The following is a 14,155-nucleotide window of genomic DNA, read 5'->3' on the forward strand; positions in this document are numbered from 1 at the left end:
AAGCCGTAGGCCGAACTTTCCTGACCGATCGCCACGCTGCTGCTGCCCGTCGCCGAAGAGCCGATGCCCAGCGCCAGCGCACCGGCGCCAAAGGCTGCGCTGTCGTCGGACCCGGCGAAGCTGAGTGCGCCCACCGCCGTCGCACGATCACCGGTCGCGGAAGCATCCGGACCGCAGACGAAGGCGTCGTCACCGGATACCGCACCCGGCGTGCCCACATCGAGCTGGCACGTTGCCGGCAGGTTCTGGGCCGAGGCCGTGGCGACGGGAGCCAGCGCCAACGCACCGACCAGTGCAACCGCGCCGCAAACCAGCCCGACGGACCCTGCCTTGCCGCGCGTCGAGGCCAGCTCGGAAACGGCAACCATGGCGCCCAGCGTGCGGCTCCATACCTTCCTGTAAATCTTGTTCATGCAACACCTCGGCGGTTATGACATGCAACTCTATGGATGGCACCAGCCATGGCCTGCCGCGATGGCCCGGCCGCTGGTGCGAAAAATTCGGATTTGCCGATCGCCGGCAGACGCGATGCCACGCCTCGGAACGATGCGCCTGCCACGATGCGAAGCATTGGATTGCCTGGCCGCGACAGAACACCGATCCAGAGGAGCCTGGCAGGACGACCGGAGTCGTCGCTGCCAGGCGATCTGTGGCTTACCGCTGGGTGAAGTTGCCCAGCACCGTCACGCCGCTGTAGTCGGTCTCGCCGTATACGGTGAGGTAGTAGGTTCCCGCCACCGGACGCGTGATCATCACCGCTTCGCTGTTGGTGCGGGCATGCACCGACTTCCAGCCGTAGTCCGCCGGCGAAGCCTGCGAACCGAGCTTCACGTAGACCGTCACGTCACCCGTGCCGCCCAGCGTGCGCAGGCTCAAGCCCAGCGCCCCGGCCGGTACCTCGAGCGTGTACACCTTGCTCGAAGCCGCCGCACCGGATTGCCCCGGCACGGTGACACCGGCGGAGATTTCCTGCGGCGCAAACGCACTCCACGCCTTCCACTGGTTCAGGGTTTCCGCATCACTGAGGCAGGCATTGAGGCTGCTGGCCTGAGCGCCGGTGATGAGGCCGTCAGTAGCGAGGCCAGCCGCGTAGGCGCGCACCGCCGGGCGATAATCGCCTACCGTCGAAGCAGCACCGGCGATGATCCTGGCGTTGGCGACCACGTTGGCACCGATCACCACACCACCGGGCAGCCAGGTCGGGATACCGCTGTCGCAGCCCAGCAGGCTCTGCGTACCCTCGTTCAACTGCCAGCCTTCGTCCTGGAACAACGCGGGGGTCAGGTCGAGGTCGATATGGCCCGCCAGATCCGCATTGATGGCGTATTCCATGAGCGCATTGGGAGTCAGGCGCGTGTCGTAGTGCGAGAACGACGAGCCCTGCGCCAGCACGGTCGGTGCGTACAGCTGCACGTTGCCGGCCGCGTCGGCACCGGCCATCTTGTCGCCGAGGACGAGAGCACCGGTCAGACCCGCCAGATTCGCCCGCAACGTGTTGCCGTCAGCCTGGCTGACCGAGATCACCGGGATGCTCGCCGTGATGGCGGGCACGATGGTGCCGGCGGCGTTGTTGGCAATGATGACGCCGGTCGCGCCGGCGGCGATGGCGTTGCCTGCCTTGATGTCGAAAGAGCAGGTGCCGCGATTGACCAGCACGAGATGGCCGGCCACGTCGGCTGCGTTGGTGAACGGGTTGCAGCCCTCGAGGTTGCTGGTGCTGGGCGAAAGCGGGGGACTGATCGCCCCGATGATCGAGCCGCTGAAATTGGCCGGAGTTGCCGGAATCGGGCTGCTGCTCTGGTTGAAGGTATAGTCGCCGGCGGCACCCGCCGGTGCGGAGACACGCAGCGTGGTCACCTTGCCCAGTGCCAGCGGCGCCTGTTCCTTCACGTTGGCGCCGGTGAACACGAGGTTGCCGTCGTTGAGCGCCGAGGCGACACGCTGGGTCGGCGTCATCGCATACCAGCTCATCTGCTGGGTATCGTCGTAGACGAAGGTCGTGTAGATGTCCTGGCGACCGACGCCATCGTTGCCCTGCAGCGGCTGGCCGGTGGTGAGGCTGCCGAAACCGGAGAAGCCCAGGCCGTGGGCCATCTCGTGCAGCACCACGTTGAGGAAGTCGATGCTGCCGGCCGGCTGCTTGCCATCCAGACCGAAGTACCAGCTGGAACCCTCGAGGCAACCGGTGGAACCGAGCGCGCCGTTGAAGCGTGCACGAATGTCCGCTGCACCGTCGCCCGCATCCTCGCCGGCGAGCGAATCAAACAGCGCCGAGTGATACCAGGTATTGGCGACCGCGCCCTGTGGCGCCGGTGCCGCGAAGGAGTAGATGTTGGTGGTGCCCGCCGAGCCAAGTACGCCCGAAGTGGCGTCGCAGCTGAGCTTGGCGAAGCTGGCGCTGACCGTGACCGGAACGTCGCTCTGCAGCACCGCGCCCCAGATGTCGGCCGCGAACTTGAACACGATCTGTGCCTGCTCGCCGCGCGTGGTACCCGGATTGCCACCGACCGGCGTGGCGGGCGTCGGATCATCCAGGCCCTGGCCAGTGCCGACATCCTGGTTGGAGATCTTGATGTCGGCGGCCGACACCTGGCCAGCCATGAAGATCAGGCCGAGACCGAGGAATGCGTTGAACATGCGGTTGCGACGGATCATTTCGTCACCTCCACCGATGCCGGGGCGCTCTGGGTGTCACCCTCGTGATGGATGCTCAGGCTGCCGTCGGCCCGACGCTCGGCGACCAGGCTGCTCATGAGATTCTCCGGCAAGGCCATGCCCACCGCGGCATGCCCATTCCTGAGCTTGAAGGTATGGAAGGTGGCACGAGCCTCGGCCTCGTTACGCGGCGCGGCCGGCTGGCCAAGGGTGCGCTTCGAAGACGCAGTCGCGGACTGCTGCAGCATCGCCCGCGACAAAGCCGCGCGCTGCTCCGGCGTGGGGGCCACGAGCTGACCGGTCGGCGAAATCGCCACCTGCACGCCCTGCACCGTTACCGATGTTGCCTGCACCGCCGTCTGTGGTTCGGCCGCGGTGGCCGCCGTGGCGATAAGCAGTCCAGCCAGTGCCAGACCCGAACCGCGCGCTACCCATTTCTTGTCCATGCAATCCCTCCCGTTGAAAGCCGCACCTCGTTCGAGGCGTGCAAAAGCCCGTCACGCGCATTTCCACGCGCGCGTTGTTGAATGTCCTGGTTGGGGATTGACGGAATCATGCGAAAGCTCCCCCTTCGCACGACACCTGCCCCACGACGTCAGGAATGTGACGCCGTCGCTTGAAACTATCGCAAGTTCTAGCGGTGGTCAACGCGACTTTTTCCGGGTAACCGGGGACTCGCTGGGCAGATGCGCGAGACCATCGTCCGCACGCGAGCGCGACTACGCGGGCGATCCGCCTTTGATCGCATGCTGCGTTGCGCCGAGAAACCCCGACTCGGCACCTTCCCGGACGGCGGACCTTCATCCATTGAGGCAAAACGTACCGGATGGAGGTACGCGAACAGGGACCCGGCGACGCGGTTCTGGCAACATGATCGACGAATGTCCCGGAAAAACGCATGTCTCTCATCGATATCGGCGCCAACCTCACCCACGAGTCCTTCCATCACGACCTGGATGCTGTGATGCAACGTGCGCATGCGCACGGCGTGGACCGGATGATTGTCACCGGCGCGTCGCGCGACGGCAGTGCCAGCGCCCGCGTGCTGGCGGCCCGGCATCCGGCCCGACTGTTTGCCACGGCTGGCGTCCATCCCCACCACGCCGTGGAATACGACGATGCGACCGACGCGGCGCTGCGCGAGTTCGCGCAGGACCCCGCGGTGGTGGCCATCGGCGAAACCGGCCTGGACTACAACCGCAACTACTCGCCACGCGGGGTGCAGCTGCAGGTGTTCGAACGGCAGCTGCAGCTGGCGGTGGACGCGGGCAAGCCGCTGTTCCTGCACCAGCGCGACGCCCACGGCGACTTCGTCGCCCTGCTCGCCCGCTACCGCGACAAGGTTCCGGGGGCGGTGGTGCACTGCTTCACCGATACCGGCGAGGCGCTGCGTGACTACCTGGCGCTGGACTGCCATATCGGCATCACCGGCTGGATCTGCGACGAACGCCGTGGCACGCATTTGCGCGAACTGGTGCGCGAGATCCCGGCCAACCGGCTGATGATCGAAACGGACGCGCCCTACCTGCTGCCGCGCACGGTGCGCCCGCAACCCGCGCACCGGCGCAACGAGCCGATGTACCTGAAACACATCTGCGAGGAAATCGCCCGTGATCGCGGCGAAAGCGTGGCGGTGACGGCGGCGAACAGCACCGCGACGGCCGAGGCGTTCTTCGGCCTGCCGCGCAGCTCGTGACAGGCTGCGCAGCGGCGCGGCGGGTCAGTCCGCCAGCACGCGCGTCTCGCCCGGAGCGAGGCCGGCCAGCCGGTGTTCGCCAATCTGCACGCGGATCAGGCGCAGGGTCGGGAACCCGGCCGCGGCGGTCATCCGGCGCACCTGCCGGTTGCGTCCTTCGCGCAGCGTGAGGCTGATCCAGCTGGTCGGGATCGCCTTGCGGAAACGCACGGGCGGGTTGCGCGGCCACAGCCATGTCGGCTCGTCGACGAGCTTCGCCTCGGCCGGCAGGGTCGGGCCATCGCTCAGCACCAGGCCACGCGAAAGCTTATGCAGCGCCGCCTCGTCGACGCTGCCGTCGAGCTGCGCCAGGTAGGTCTTGGCCTGCTTGTGGCGGGGATCGGTGAGTCGATGGGCGAGGCGCCCGTCGTCGGTCAGCAGCAGCAGGCCCTCGCTGTCCTGATCCAGCCGTCCAGCCGCATAGACGTCCTTTTGCACGACGAAATCCGCCAGCGTCGGGCGACCGCGATCATCGGTGAACTGGCAGAGCACGCCGTAAGGCTTGTTGAGGGCGATCAGCATGTGGGCGTGACAGCGCAGCGCATCAGGCCATGCTCAATGCGCTTCATTTCCGGCGGGCGCCGTCGGCTTGACGAACTTCAGCGTCATCCGGTCCGACTCGCCGATCGCCTGGTACTTGGCCTTGTCCTGGTCGCCCAGGGTCAGGGTCGGCGGCAGGGTCCAGACGCCCTTCGGATAGTCCTTCGTGTCTTTCGGATTCGCGTTGACTTCGCTGCTTTCCTCCAGCACGAAGCCGGCATCGGTCGCCAGCTTCACCACGTACGGCGTGGGCAGGTAGCCGCTGCCTTTCACCGCATCGATCACGGCGCCTTCGCTGGCGCGGTGATCGACCACACCGAGCACGCCGCCGGGCTTGAGCACGTCGAAGAAGGCCTTGAACATGGCCGGCCCGGTGCCGGCCGTGCCTTTATCGGCAGCAATCCAGTTGTGCACGTTGCGGAAGGTCAGCACCACGTCGGCCGAACCGGGCGCCCCGAACTTCGGCGCGGCGGCATCGAATTCGACGATGCGGGCATTGCCGTAATGCGCCGGGTCGGCGGCGAATTTCCGACGCAACGCGCTGTCGTCGCTGCGTGCCTCGCTGTCGGCGGACGGGGCTTTCTCCGCGGCGATGTAATGGCCGTTGTCGTTCAGCAGCGGCGCCAGGATTTCCGCGTACCAGCCACCGCCGGGCGTGATCTCGATCACCGTCTGGTCCGGCCGCACGCCGAAGAACTGCAGGGTGGCCTTGGGATGGCGGTAGGCGTCGCGCGCGCGGTTGGCGGGCGAACGCCAGCTGCCGACCAGCACGCTGTCCAGTTGCGAAGCGGTGAAGTCGCTGGCGCTGGTGGGCGGCACCAGTTCATCCACGGGCTGGTCCGACTCCACCGATCCGGCCGACGCGGCCTGCGCGCGGGCAGGCCCGGGCAGCAGCAGCGCGGATGCCAGCAGCAAGACTGCCGCGATGCCGATCCCGGCAGGTTTCGCCGCTGCGGTTGCACGAATCATGGTCAACTCCCTGGCGTGTGGCGGAACGTACGAATTTCCAATATCACGAAAACCATGTGCAATCCCGGTGGAGACCTCAGGACGGACGCGGGCACACCGATTGCAGGCCGTCGATGTGTTCGTGCAGGTCCGGCGCGATGCCCTGCCACATCGGGTCGAGGATGAAGTCGATGCCTTCGTAGCGAGCCAGCTTCGCGGCCGGGATGAAATCCGCGTCGCCGGCGATCAGGATGATCTGGTCGACCAGCTTCTTGTAGGTCAGCGCCGCGATGTCGATACCGATCTTCATGTCGACCTGGGTCTGGCGCATGTCCGGCTCGAAATGGCCATCGTCCAGATCGTCCCAGCGCAGGCTGCCGTCGCGCAACTGCTGGTAGGTACTGCGCTTCAGCTGCCACTCGCCGCGCTCGGACAGGCGCCCCAGCCGCAGCGCCATCTTGCGCTGGCGACGCAACTGGTCGTGCAGCTCGCGGCGGAACGCGGCGGCGCCGGTACGGCCGAAGTCGACACTGTCGCCGCTGACCGGCTTGATGAAACTCTTTTCCAGCGGCGGGCAATCGTAGAAGAAGATCCGGTACAGCTGTTCGCGCGGGCGGTCGACCGCCTTCAGGTGCTCCAACGCCATGCCGAACACGGTCTTGGCCACCGCGCGCGCATCACCGGCATCGCGCTCGCCATAGACCTTGCGGTAGCGGGCAAGAAAGAAGGCACCGTCGACGAGGATGGCAGTGCGGCTCATGGAACGACCCTGGGCATGACGTGTGCAGACATGGAAACGGCGAACGCCGCCAGCGTGGCTGGCGGCACCCGCACATTCTACGTCAGTAGTGGATCACCGAGCGGATCACCTTGCCCTCGTGCATCAGGTCGAACGCCTCGTTGATGCGTTCCAGCGGCAGCACCTCGGTGATCATCTCGTCGATGCGGATCTCGCCGGCCATGTAGCGGTCGACGTAACCGGGCAGCTGCGAGCGGCCCTTCACCCCGCCGAAAGCCGAACCGCGCCAGACCCGCCCGGTGACCAGCTGGAACGGCCGCGTGCTGATCTCCTGGCCGGCGCCGGCCACGCCGATGATGATCGACTCGCCCCAGCCCTTGTGGCAGCACTCCAGCGCCGAGCGCATCACGTGGACGTTGCCGATGCACTCGAACGAATAGTCGACGCCGCCGTCGGTGAGCTCGACGATCACCTGCTGGATCGGCGTGTCCGGGTAGTCCTTCGGGTTGATGCAGTCGGTGGCGCCCAGCAGCCTGGCCATCTCGAACTTGGTCGGGTTGGTATCGACCACCACGATGCGCCCGGCTTTCGCCATCACTGCGCCCTGCACCACCGACAGACCGATGCCGCCCAAGCCGAACACCGCCACCGATGCGCCCGGCTCCACCTTCGCGGTGTTCAGTACCGCGCCGATGCCGGTGGTGATGCCGCAGCCGAGCAGGCAGACCTTTTCCAGCGGCGCGGCCGGGTTGATCTTCGCCAGCGAGATCTCCGGCAGCACGGTGTATTCGCTGAACGTGCTGGTGCCCATGTAGTGCAGCAGCGGCTTGCCGTTCAACGAGAAGCGCGAAGTGCCGTCGGGCATCAGGCCCTGGCCCTGGGTCACGCGGATCTTCTGGCACAGGTTGGTCTTGCCGGACAGGCAGAACTTGCACTCGCCGCATTCGGGCGTGTACAGCGGGATCACGTGGTCGCCGACCTTCAGCGAGGTGACGCCCTCGCCGACTTCCTCGACGATGCCGCCGCCCTCGTGGCCCAGGATCACCGGGAACATGCCCTCCGGATCGGCGCCGGACAAGGTGAACGCGTCGGTGTGGCAGACGCCGGTGGCGACGATGCGCACCAGCACCTCGCCCGCCTTCGGGCCGGCGACATCCACTTGCTCGATCGACAACGGCTTGCCTGCTTCCCAGGCGACGGCGGCGCGTGACTTCATGGTTTCAGCTCCTCACAGTCGAATGCACAACGAAGAATGATGACTGGCGCAGAGCGTTTTCGAAACCGTTTCAGCCCGGGGCAACGCTGATCAAGGAGCACCGTCGTTGCCGGGCACCGGCAGATTGCTGCAATAATCGTCGGCTTCGGCCAGCAACCATTGGCGAAACACCTGCAGCCCCGGATGGTCCTTCGAGCGCGTGGGATACACCAGCCAGTACGCATCCTCCACCGCCAGATAGCGCTCGCCCAGCACCATCAGCCGGCCGGCGTCGATCAGCGACTTCGACATCACCATGCGCCCCATCGCCACACCGAGACCTTCCAGCGTTGCATGTCGCAGCGCATCGAAGCTGTCGAAATTCGCCACGTAACGGCGCGGCGGCGAACCGCCGACCTTGGCGAACCAGTCCTTCCAGCGACTGGACGGATTGGGATCGCCGAGCAGCGGCCATTGCGACAGGTCGTGCGGATCGGCGCCGGCCATTTTCGCCACCAGTTCCGGCGCGACGACCGGCGCGATCCATTCACCGAACAGGCGTTCGCTGTGCAGGCCTTCCCACTTGCCGCGCCCGTAGCGCAGCGCGGCGTCGACCGGCTCGCGCTCGAAATTCACCAGGGTGGAGCCCGATTGCAGGTTGAGCTCCAGTTCGGGATGCGCGGCAACCAGTCGCGGCAGCCGCGGCACCAGCCAGCCCGACATGATTCCCGCGCTGGCGCTCAGCGTGAACGTGTCATGCGCCTGCTTGCGATAACGCAACAGCGCATGCTCGATACGATCGAGGTGCTCGCCCACCGCATCGAGCAGGCTGCAGCCCTCGGTGGTCAGCTTCACGCCACGCGGCCCGCGTTCGAACAGGCGCTGTTCCAGTCGCTCTTCCAGCTGGCGCATCTGATGGCTGAGGGCGCTGACGGTGAGATTCGCCTGGGCCGCCGCGCGCGACAGGTTGCCTTGCCGGGCAACCAGCACGAACTGCTGCAACAGGCCCAGCGGCAACTTTCCCATCTTGAATTTCCCTCAAGCCTGGCTTGCGAATATATCGCTTTTTGGCGATCTGTGACGTGCGTATCTTGAGCTCTCCCCAAGACGCAATCCTCCCGAGGAGGCTTCCCATGAACTCGTTGTGGAAAGATTTGCTGTTCCTGCACGGCCATCTGGTGCGCAAGGAAGACCTGGACTGGCAGCCCGACGCGCCGGCCAAACCCCCGCAAGATGGCAAGCAAGTCACCCTGGCCAAACGCACCGTGATGGCCTGCTGCGCGCACGTGTGGCCGCGCATGGCGAGTCCACGCTGAACCCGGCCCGGGCTTGAATACCGCGGAGATGCAGCCACTTCGGCTGCATCGCTCATCGCTATCCGGGGTATTCCATGCACCAGCGCCCACTCGGCAACTCGCCGCTTTCCATCGCCCCGCTCGCCTTCGGCGGCAACGTGTTCGGCTGGAGCGCCGACGAGAAGCGTTCATTCGAACTGCTTGATGCGTTCGTCGACGCCGGCGGCAACCTGATCGACACCGCGGACGTCTATCCGGCGTGGGTGCCGGGCAACCGTGGCGGCGAATCGGAAACCATCATCGGCAAGTGGCTGAAGCAGAGCGGCAAGCGCGACCGCGTGGTGATCTCGACCAAGGTGGCCAAGTGGGCCGAGCAGCCGGGCCTGTCGCCTGTGAACATCCAGCAGGCAGTGGACGGTTCGCTGCAACGCCTGCAGGTTGACTGCATCGACCTGTACCAGGCGCACGAGGACGACGCCAGCGTGCCGATGGAAGAAACCCTGGGCGCCTTCGCCCGCTTGATCGAGGCCGGCAAGGTGCGCGTGATCGGCGCGTCCAACTTCAGCGCCGCCCGTTTCGCCGACGCGCTGGCGATGTCGCAACGGCACGGCCTGCCTCGCTACGAAAGCCTGCAGCCGGAGTACAACCTGGTCAGCCGCGCCGGCTACGAACAGGCACTGGAACCGCTGATCCGCCGCGAGAACATCGGCGTGATCAGCTATTACGCGCTGGCCAGCGGCTTCCTCAGCGGCAAGTACCGCAGCGCCGCCGACCTGGCCAAGAGTTCGGCGCGCGGTGGCGCGGTGAAGAAGTTCCTGAACCCGCACGGCCTGCAGGTGCTGGCCGCGCTGGACGCGGTGGCCGCCGCCCACCACGCTACTCCCGCCCAGGTCGCACTGGCCTGGCTGATCGCCCGCCCCGGCCTCACCGCGCCGATCGTCAGCGCCACCAGCGTGGAGCAGCTGCGCGAATTGCTCGGCGCCACCGGGCTGCAGCTGGATGACGGCGAGACCGCACGACTGGATGTCGCCAGCACCTGACCGTCCGTACGGATCATTCCGGCGCGTCGACCTGGTAGCCCTCGGCGCGCAACGTGGCCAGGTAGCCGTCCGGGCTCAGCAGCTCGTCCATCGGCAGCAAGGCGAAGGTCTGCGTGTTGGCCGTCAGCGCCTTGCGCGCGGCCGTCAGCCAGGTGCTGCGCAGGCGTGCCGGCACGTCGCCGAGACCCAGTGTCTGCGCAAAGCCGGCGCCGGTCACCGCCGCCACGCAGGCGTCACGGCGATCGCTGTCGGGCAGTCGGCGCAGGGTTTGCAGGTCGCCGGTGGCCCAGGCGTTCGCCCGTGCGGTCATCGCCGGCATGTCGTGCTCGACGCTGTCCAGGGTGCGGATGAAGCAGGTGGTGTCGTGTGGCGCCGCCTGCCTGAAGGCCTTGATCGCCTCGCGCGGATGCTCGATCACCACGCGATAGTCCACCGGCACCTCGGCCACGCCGTGCTGTTTGGCCAGGCCGTCGATGCTCGCCTGGATGCCGCCGGAACGACTCAGGCCGTTCGCCTTCAGCGCCTTGTGGTAAAGCTCCTCCGAGGCGAACAGCGGACGCCAGCGCTCGACGCCGCGATCGCGGCCGATGTACTTCTGCTTCAACACCAGCCAGCGTGCATGCACCGGCGGCGGCAGCACGTCCTGCAGCCGGCGGCCGTCATCGTTCTTGCGCGCGCTGTACGCCGAGGGCAGCAGGAAGAGCTTGCCGAAGAAGCCCACCTTGGCCTCGAGCCTGACCGCAGGCGCCAGCAGCACCTGTTGCGAGGCGGCGATCACCTGCTCCACCTCCTGCGCCTGCCACTGCATGTCGCGGGGCAACGGCGACAGCGTGCCCAGCACCCACATCACGTGATCGCCCTTGCTGACCTTCCACAGACCCGGCCCGGGTTGCACGCCGCTGACCACCACCATCGGCAGGTCGGCGACCGGGGACGAGGCGGATGACGCCGGCGCCGGCGCGGACGCCGATTGCGCGAACAGCGGCAGGGTGACGATCAGCAGCAGCGGACACAGCCCTTGCCAAACACGCATCGCGAAAACTCCCTCTCCAGATGATGACCGGCGATGCCGCGCGACCCGAAGGCGGGCGCGACCGCAAAGAAAAACGGGGCGCCGATCGGCGCCCCGTTTCCGGCACGGACCGGCTCAGTGCGTCACTTCGACAGCTGCGCCAGCGCCGCGTTCAATGTCGCGCTCGGGCGCACCGCCTGGCCGACCCTGGTCATGTCGGGATGGTAGTAGCCACCGATCTCGACGCCGTGACCCTGCACTTCCGCAAGTTCGGCGACGATCTTCTGCTCGTTCTCGGTCAGCAGCTTCGCCAGCGGCGCGAACTTCGCCTTCAGCTCCGCGTTCACGTCCTGGGCGGCCAGTGCCTGGGCCCAGTACATCGCCAGGTAGAAGTGGCTGCCGCGGTTGTCGATGCCGCCGACCTTGCGCGAGGGCGACTTGTCGGTGTCGAGGAACTTGCCGTTGGCCTGGTCCAGGGTCTTCGCCAGCACGTCCACCTCGGCGCTGCCATAGCGGCTGCCCAGGTGTTCCAGCGAGGCGGCCAGCGCCAGGAATTCGCCCAGCGAATCCCAGCGCAGGTAGTTCTCTTCGAGGAACTGCTGCACGTGTTTCGGTGCGGAACCACCGGCGCCGGTCTCGAACAGGCCGCCACCGTTCATCAGCGGCACGATCGACAGCATCTTCGCGCTGGTGCCCAGCTCCATGATCGGGAACAGGTCGGTGAGGTAGTCGCGCAGCACGTTGCCTGTGACCGAGATGGTGTCCAGCCCCTGGCGGATGCGCTCCAGCGAGAACTTCGTGGCGGCGACCGGATCCATGATGCGGATGTCCAGCCCGCTAATGTCGTAATCCTTCAGGTAGCGCTCGACCTTGGCGATCACCTGCGCGTCATGCGCGCGCTGCGGATCGAGCCAGAACACCGCCGGCGTGTGCCGGGCGCGGCCCACCGCCAGCTTCACCCAGTCGCGGATCGGCGCATCCTTGGTCTGGCACATGCGCCAGATGTCGCCGGCCTCCACGTCGTGCTGCAGCAGCACGTTGCCCGCTTCGTCGATCACCTTGACCACGCCGTCGCCGACGATCTGGAAGGTCTTGTCGTGCGAGCCGTATTCCTCGGCCGCCTGCGCCATCAGGCCCACGTTCGGCACACTGCCCATCGTGGCAGGGTCGAACGCGCCGTGCGCCTTGCAGTCCTCGATGGTGGCCTGGTACACGCCGGCGTAGCAGCGGTCGGGGATCACCGCCACGATGTCCTGCAGCTTGCCTTCGGCGTTCCACATCTTGCCGGAGTCGCGGATCATCGCCGGCATCGAGGCGTCGATGATCACGTCGCTGGGCACGTGCAGGTTGGTGATGCCCTTGTCGGAATTGACCATCGCCACGCCCGGGCGCTGCGCGTACTCGGCATCCATGTCGGCCTTGATCGCCGCCTGCTGCGCCTCGCTCAGCGAGCCGAGGCGCGCGTACAGGTCGCCGATGCCGTTGTTCGGGTTGAAGCCGGCCTGCTTCAGCACGTCGGCGTGTTTCGCCAGCACGTCCTTGTAGAACTCGCCCACCGCCACGCCGAACATGATCGGGTCGGAGACCTTCATCATGGTGGCCTTGAGGTGCAGCGAGAACAGCACGCCGCGCTTCTTCGCTTCGGCGATCTGCGCATCGATGAAGCTGGCCAGCGCCTTGCGGCTCATCACCGACGCGTCGATGATCTCGTCCGCGAGCAGCGCGGTCTTCGGCTTCAGCACGCTGTGGCTGCCGTCCTTGCCGAACCATTCGATGCTGACGTTGCCGGCCTTCCCGACCACGACGGACTTCTCGCTGCCGTAGAAGTCGCCACCGTCCATGTGCGCCACATGGGTCTGCGAATCGCCGCTCCAGGCTCCCATCTTGTGCGGGTGCTTGCGCGCATAGTTCTTCACCGAGACCGGCGCGCGGCGATCGGAATTGCCCTCGCGCAGCACCGGGTTCACCGCGCTGCCCTTGACCCGGTCGTAGCGCGCCCTGATGTCCTTTTCGGCATCGTCCTTCGGCGCATCCGGATAGTCCGGCAGCGCGTAACCCTGGCCCTGCAATTCCCTGATCGCGGCCTTCAGCTGCGGCATCGAGGCGCTGATGTTCGGCAGCTTGATGATGTTCGCCTCCGGCGTGGTGGCCAGCTGGCCCAGCTCGGCGAGGTCGTCGGCGATGCGCTGGTCTTCCTTCAGCATTTCCGGGAACAGCGCGATGATGCGGCCGGCCAGCGAGATGTCGCGCGTCTCCAGCCGGATGCCCGCGGTGCCGGCGAACGCGCTGACGATCGGCAGCAGCGACTGGGTGGCCAGGAACGGCGCTTCATCGGTGAGGGTGTAGATGATCTTCGGGGTCTGGGACATGGCGAGCGGGGATTCCCTGGCAAGGGCGGCATAACCGCGACAGATGACTGCCCATTGTCGCGCGAATGCCCGTCCCCGGCCACCGCAGGCGGTGCGCGAGCGTGTAGCCATGCCAGAATGCGCCGGCTGGCGCGGCAAGTGCCGGCCGAGTGCACCGTCAGGTGCAGCGCGTGATCAACGCCCATGACAAGGAAGGAATATGAGTCAGTTGAGCCAATCCATCGTCGACTTCATCGCCGGCCTGCAACCGCTGTACACCTGCCAGCACGCCGACGGCCGCGAATGCGCGCTGTCCTTGCTGGATGGCTCGCTGATCCTGCCGGTGGACGAAACCCACTCGGCGGAGCCGGAAGGCTGGGTCGCGGTGTACTGGCAGGGCGACAGCCGCCGCCATTCCGAAGTGCCCGGTGCGCAACTGGCCAGTGTGGCGGTATGGCGGCATGTGGAATTGCATGGGGCCGGGCGCGATGCGGATGAACGTCTGGCCCTGCGCGAACAGCTGGCCCTGCGCTTCAAGCGGGAAACCGGCCTGTCATTGCAGCACGCCGCCGCGGCCTTGCCGGCCTGAACGGTCGGTTCGGAACGCTGACCGGAACGGTCGGGCGTGCGGCGCGTCGCGCCGCACGC

Annotated in this window: 14 protein-coding genes; 4 read left to right on the plus strand and 10 right to left on the minus strand. The window is 66.7% G+C overall.

The genetic code is table 11. The features are described 5' to 3' along the window. From ASD82_RS17535 to ASD82_RS00515, 3 genes are all read right to left on the minus strand, one after another. A partial coding sequence (locus ASD82_RS17535; RefSeq protein WP_200950195.1) for an ESPR domain-containing protein occupies positions 1-413 on the minus strand: 413 nt, incomplete at its 3' end. Between the two features lie 241 nt (positions 414-654). Further along, positions 655-2,655, minus strand: a complete 2,001-nt coding sequence (locus ASD82_RS00510; protein WP_056713870.1) for a PA domain-containing protein — start codon at positions 2,653-2,655, stop codon at positions 655-657. After that, positions 2,652-3,101, minus strand: coding sequence for a hypothetical protein (locus tag ASD82_RS00515; RefSeq protein ID WP_056713871.1), 450 nt, complete (start codon positions 3,099-3,101; stop codon positions 2,652-2,654). The genes ASD82_RS00510 and ASD82_RS00515 overlap by 4 nt, the downstream gene beginning before the upstream one ends. A 452-nt stretch (positions 3,102-3,553) precedes the next feature. Between ASD82_RS00515 and ASD82_RS00520 the strand changes: the two genes are divergently transcribed. Next, positions 3,554-4,351 (plus strand): TatD family hydrolase, encoded by a 798-nt coding sequence (locus ASD82_RS00520; RefSeq protein ID WP_056713873.1) that lies wholly within the window; start codon positions 3,554-3,556, stop codon positions 4,349-4,351. Between the two features lie 24 nt (positions 4,352-4,375). Here the strand turns inward: ASD82_RS00520 and ASD82_RS00525 are convergent, their stop codons facing one another. The 5 genes from ASD82_RS00525 to ASD82_RS00545 all read right to left on the minus strand — a co-directional run bounded on the left by ASD82_RS00525 (position 4,376) and on the right by ASD82_RS00545 (position 8,838). Continuing rightward, on the minus strand, positions 4,376-4,912 hold the full coding sequence (locus ASD82_RS00525) for a pseudouridine synthase (protein WP_056713875.1): 537 nt from the start codon (positions 4,910-4,912) through the stop codon (positions 4,376-4,378). 33 nt (positions 4,913-4,945) lie between these two features. After that, positions 4,946-5,899: a class I SAM-dependent methyltransferase gene (locus tag ASD82_RS00530; RefSeq protein ID WP_056713876.1), complete on the minus strand. Its 954-nt coding sequence runs from the start codon at positions 5,897-5,899 to the stop codon at positions 4,946-4,948. Positions 5,900-5,975: 76 nt separating this feature from the next. Beyond that, the gene (locus tag ASD82_RS00535) at positions 5,976-6,638 is read right to left on the minus strand and encodes an NYN domain-containing protein (protein ID WP_056713878.1); all 663 of its coding nucleotides are present in this window, start codon (positions 6,636-6,638) and stop codon (positions 5,976-5,978) included. Between the two features lie 82 nt (positions 6,639-6,720). After that, positions 6,721-7,833 carry an S-(hydroxymethyl)glutathione dehydrogenase/class III alcohol dehydrogenase gene (locus tag ASD82_RS00540; protein WP_056713881.1) on the minus strand — a complete coding sequence of 371 codons (1,113 nt, stop codon included), beginning with the start codon at positions 7,831-7,833 and terminating at the stop codon, positions 6,721-6,723. Positions 7,834-7,923: 90 nt separating this feature from the next. Next, on the minus strand, positions 7,924-8,838 hold the full coding sequence (locus ASD82_RS00545; RefSeq protein ID WP_056713883.1) for a LysR substrate-binding domain-containing protein: 915 nt from the start codon (positions 8,836-8,838) through the stop codon (positions 7,924-7,926). Between the two features lie 107 nt (positions 8,839-8,945). Between ASD82_RS00545 and ASD82_RS00550 the strand changes: the two genes are divergently transcribed. Both ASD82_RS00550 and ASD82_RS00555 read left to right on the plus strand, forming a co-directional pair. After that, the gene (locus tag ASD82_RS00550) at positions 8,946-9,128 is read left to right on the plus strand and encodes a hypothetical protein (RefSeq protein WP_056713886.1); all 183 of its coding nucleotides are present in this window, start codon (positions 8,946-8,948) and stop codon (positions 9,126-9,128) included. Between the two features lie 74 nt (positions 9,129-9,202). Then, a complete protein-coding gene (locus tag ASD82_RS00555) occupies positions 9,203-10,147 on the plus strand; it encodes an aldo/keto reductase (protein ID WP_056713890.1) in 945 nt (314 codons plus the stop codon). Positions 10,148-10,160: 13 nt separating this feature from the next. On the opposite strand, the gene ASD82_RS00560 is transcribed toward ASD82_RS00555, so the two are convergent. Both ASD82_RS00560 and ASD82_RS00565 read right to left on the minus strand, forming a co-directional pair. Beyond that, entirely contained in the window at positions 10,161-11,180 is a 1,020-nt protein-coding gene (locus ASD82_RS00560; protein ID WP_056713893.1) for a TraB/GumN family protein, read from the minus strand. 122 nt (positions 11,181-11,302) lie between these two features. After that, positions 11,303-13,528, minus strand: a complete 2,226-nt coding sequence (locus tag ASD82_RS00565) for an NADP-dependent isocitrate dehydrogenase (protein ID WP_056713897.1) — start codon at positions 13,526-13,528, stop codon at positions 11,303-11,305. A 199-nt stretch (positions 13,529-13,727) separates the two neighbouring features. Between ASD82_RS00565 and ASD82_RS00570 the strand changes: the two genes are divergently transcribed. Further along, positions 13,728-14,096, plus strand: a complete 369-nt coding sequence (locus ASD82_RS00570; RefSeq protein ID WP_235580593.1) for a hypothetical protein — start codon at positions 13,728-13,730, stop codon at positions 14,094-14,096. The last annotated feature ends 59 nt before the right edge of the window (positions 14,097-14,155 follow it).

Source organism: Rhodanobacter sp. Root179 (genome assembly GCF_001428465.1).
Taxonomy (GTDB): Bacteria; Pseudomonadota; Gammaproteobacteria; order Xanthomonadales; family Rhodanobacteraceae; genus Rhodanobacter.

Bases quoted from the DNA above. Each gene is read 5' to 3' on its own strand.
- ASD82_RS00535 (WP_056713878.1), bottom strand. From the start codon at position 6,638: ATGAGCCGCACTGCCATCCTCGTCGACGGTGCCTTCTTTCTTGCCCGC.
- ASD82_RS00555 (WP_056713890.1), top strand. From the start codon at position 9,203: ATGCACCAGCGCCCACTCGGCAACTCGCCGCTTTCCATCGCCCCGCTC.
- ASD82_RS00545 (WP_056713883.1), bottom strand. From the start codon at position 8,838: ATGGGAAAGTTGCCGCTGGGCCTGTTGCAGCAGTTCGTGCTGGTTGCC.
- ASD82_RS00550 (WP_056713886.1), top strand. From the start codon at position 8,946: ATGAACTCGTTGTGGAAAGATTTGCTGTTCCTGCACGGCCATCTGGTG.
- ASD82_RS00570 (WP_235580593.1), top strand. From the start codon at position 13,728: ATGAGTCAGTTGAGCCAATCCATCGTCGACTTCATCGCCGGCCTGCAA.
- ASD82_RS00560 (WP_056713893.1), bottom strand. From the start codon at position 11,180: ATGCGTGTTTGGCAAGGGCTGTGTCCGCTGCTGCTGATCGTCACCCTG.
- ASD82_RS00510 (WP_056713870.1), bottom strand. From the start codon at position 2,655: ATGATCCGTCGCAACCGCATGTTCAACGCATTCCTCGGTCTCGGCCTG.
- ASD82_RS00540 (WP_056713881.1), bottom strand. From the start codon at position 7,833: ATGAAGTCACGCGCCGCCGTCGCCTGGGAAGCAGGCAAGCCGTTGTCG.
- ASD82_RS00530 (WP_056713876.1), bottom strand. From the start codon at position 5,899: ATGATTCGTGCAACCGCAGCGGCGAAACCTGCCGGGATCGGCATCGCG.
- ASD82_RS00565 (WP_056713897.1), bottom strand. From the start codon at position 13,528: ATGTCCCAGACCCCGAAGATCATCTACACCCTCACCGATGAAGCGCCG.
- ASD82_RS00520 (WP_056713873.1), top strand. From the start codon at position 3,554: ATGTCTCTCATCGATATCGGCGCCAACCTCACCCACGAGTCCTTCCAT.
- ASD82_RS00515 (WP_056713871.1), bottom strand. From the start codon at position 3,101: ATGGACAAGAAATGGGTAGCGCGCGGTTCGGGTCTGGCACTGGCTGGA.
- ASD82_RS00525 (WP_056713875.1), bottom strand. From the start codon at position 4,912: ATGCTGATCGCCCTCAACAAGCCTTACGGCGTGCTCTGCCAGTTCACC.